This window comes from Streptomyces jeddahensis (assembly GCF_001642995.1).
Classification (GTDB): domain Bacteria; phylum Actinomycetota; class Actinomycetes; order Streptomycetales; family Streptomycetaceae; genus Streptomyces; species Streptomyces jeddahensis.
On the sequence record NZ_LOHS01000181.1, the window covers coordinates 1 to 2349 of the forward strand.

Annotated in this window: 2 protein-coding genes and 1 pseudogene; all 3 read right to left on the minus strand. The window is 70.9% G+C overall.

Annotated elements, in window-relative coordinates; translation table 11 throughout:
* Window positions 1–128: 128 nt before the first annotated feature.
* The gene (locus STSP_RS34135) at window positions 129–1352 is read right to left on the minus strand and encodes an SfnB family sulfur acquisition oxidoreductase (RefSeq protein ID WP_067284916.1); all 1224 of its coding nucleotides are present in this window, start codon (window positions 1350–1352) and stop codon (window positions 129–131) included.
* Window positions 1349–1915, minus strand: coding sequence for an NADPH-dependent FMN reductase (gene ssuE, locus STSP_RS34140; protein WP_067284917.1), 567 nt, complete (start codon window positions 1913–1915; stop codon window positions 1349–1351). The genes STSP_RS34135 and ssuE overlap by 4 nt, the downstream gene beginning before the upstream one ends.
* 87 nt (window positions 1916–2002) lie before the next feature.
* Window positions 2003–2236, minus strand: a pseudogene (locus tag STSP_RS34145) (dimethylsulfone monooxygenase SfnG); the annotation flags it as partial.
* Window positions 2237–2349: the final 113 nt, after the last annotated feature.

Sequence of the window (2349 nt, forward strand, 5' to 3'; positions counted from 1 at the left end):
GGCCGCCGTGACCGGGGTGCCGTGGCCGCCGCCGACGACATGGCGGCTGTCGCCGTTGGTGGGCAGGAACCAGTGGAAGGTGAGGCTCACCGGATGTACTCCTTTCGCTTGCGGAATGTGTGGGGGCGTCAGAGGAGGCCGTGACGTGGCGGCCTCGTCCCGTTCAGGACATAGCGGCCGACGTGCTGGACCTTCCAGCGGGTCGGGTCGTGCAGGGTGTGGGTGCGGGCGTCGCGCCAGTGGCGGTGCAGACCGAGAGCGTTGAGCGCGGACCGGGTGCCGGAGACCTCGAAGAGAGCGCTTCCGACCTCGACGGCCGCGTTCGCCGCCGTCACCTTCGCCGCCGCGACCGCGATCGACGCCTCGGCTGCCGTGTCGTCGGTCAGGTCGGCGCGGGCGGCGTCCACGGACCGCGCGGCCGCGGCCAGCAGCGCCTCGGCGGCCCGCACCTGGATCGCCAGCTCACCGAACCGCTGGATCAGCAGGGGATCCTCGGCGGCGGTCTCGAAACCGCTCTCGAACCAGGGGCGGCTCTTCGTACGGACGAACTCCACCGCCTCCGTCAGCGCACCGGAAGCGATCCCCGCATCGATGGCGGCGTGCAGCAACTGGGCCACAGCGCCATGGAGTTGCGGACCCTGGAACGTGAGGTGGTGCGGCACGACGCGGTCTGCGGGCACGTGCACCGCGTCCAGGCGCACGGTGCCGCTGGCGGTGGTGCGCTGGCCCATGCCGTCCCAGTCGTCGACCACCGTCACCCCGGGCGCGTCGCGCGGCACGTAGGCGACATGAAGGTTGTCGTCCTCCGCGCGGGCGAGCACGGGGATCCAGTCGGCGAACAGGGCTCCGGTGGAGTAGTGCTTGACACCTGTGAGCACATACGAGCCGTTGCCGTCGGGTCCCGGCTCCAGGCGGGTGCGGATGTCCTGGACGTGCTTGGTGCCCGCCTCGGACTGGGCATTGCCGAAGCGTTTCCCTGAGAGCACCTCCCGGAAGAAGAACTCCTGCTGCCGACTGGTGCCCTGACGACGCAGCACGTTGAGGTAGACGAAATGGCTCTGCGGGATCTGGGCGATGCTCGCGTCCGCGGAGGCGAGCAGCCGGAAGATCTCGGCGAGCGTCTCCTGGCGTACGTCCGCGCCCCCGAACTCGGCGGGCACCGTCACGGCGAGCAGTCCCGATGCGGACAGCCGGTCCAGTTCAGCGTGCGGCAGCCGGCGCTGGGCGTCGCGTTCGGCGGCGTTCTTGCGGAAGTGCGCGGCCAGTTCGGCGGCGACGGCGAGCGCCTCGGCGTCGTCGGCGATCACTTTCGCGGTGGGCGCCTCAGGGGCGGTGGCGGGTTCGGCGCTCATGCGGTGGCCGCCAGCAGGGACGTACGCGAGGTGCGGCCGCCGAGGGCGGCGGAGAAGCGGTCCACGACCTGCTCCAGGGCCTCGGCCGAGCCGGGGGCGACGGTCAGGGTGCCGTCGTCGCCGACCGTGATGTCCTTGTCGAGCGTGAACCAGCCCTGGACGATGTGCCCGGCGCCCATGGAGTTGAGCACGGGCCGCAGCGCGTAGTCGATGGCCAGGACGTGGGCCGTGGTGCCGCCGGTGGCCAGCGGAAGGACGGTCTTGCCCTCCAGGGCGTACTGCGGGAGCAGGTCGAGGAGGGACTTCAGCAGGCCTGAGTAGGCGGCCTTGTAGACGGGGGTGCCGACCACGACGCCGTCGGCCCGCGCGACGAGTTCCGTGGCCTCGACGATGGCCGGATGCTTGAAGTCGGCGCCGAGCAGCGCCTCGGCAGGCAGGGTGCGCACGTCCAGGGGGATCACCTCGTGACCCTGGGCGGTGAGCCGGGCGTCCAGGTGGCGCAGCAGTCGGGCGGTGCGGGAGATGGCGGAGGGACTCCCGGAGATGGACAGGATGGCGGCCATGAGGGTTCCTTCGGTTGTTGCCTGCGACTTGATGGTTGGTCAGGCGGCGGACACGGATACGCGTGCCGGCTCCGACTCGGGCAGCTGCTGGTATTCGGCGCCGTAGCCGGCCATGGAGCGGACCTGGCTGAGGGCGTAGTCGAAGCCGTTGTTCTCGGCGAGCACGGACGGCTCGCGCTTGTAGTCGTAGCCCCAGTCCGTGCGCTGCTCGATGGTGCTGGTGGCCAGGACTCCGATGACGTTCGGCACCCAGTAGGCGAAGCGGACGGGATCGGTGCCGGCGGGCCCGGAGGCTATGGACGGCTCGGGTGGTGCGGGCATGGAAGCTCCAGGTGAGTAAACGCGGTACGCCAGGGCGAATCAGCGCCCTCCGGGCATACGCGTGGCATGCGCGTGGCATGCGCGTGGCATGCGCGTGGCATGCGCGTGGCATG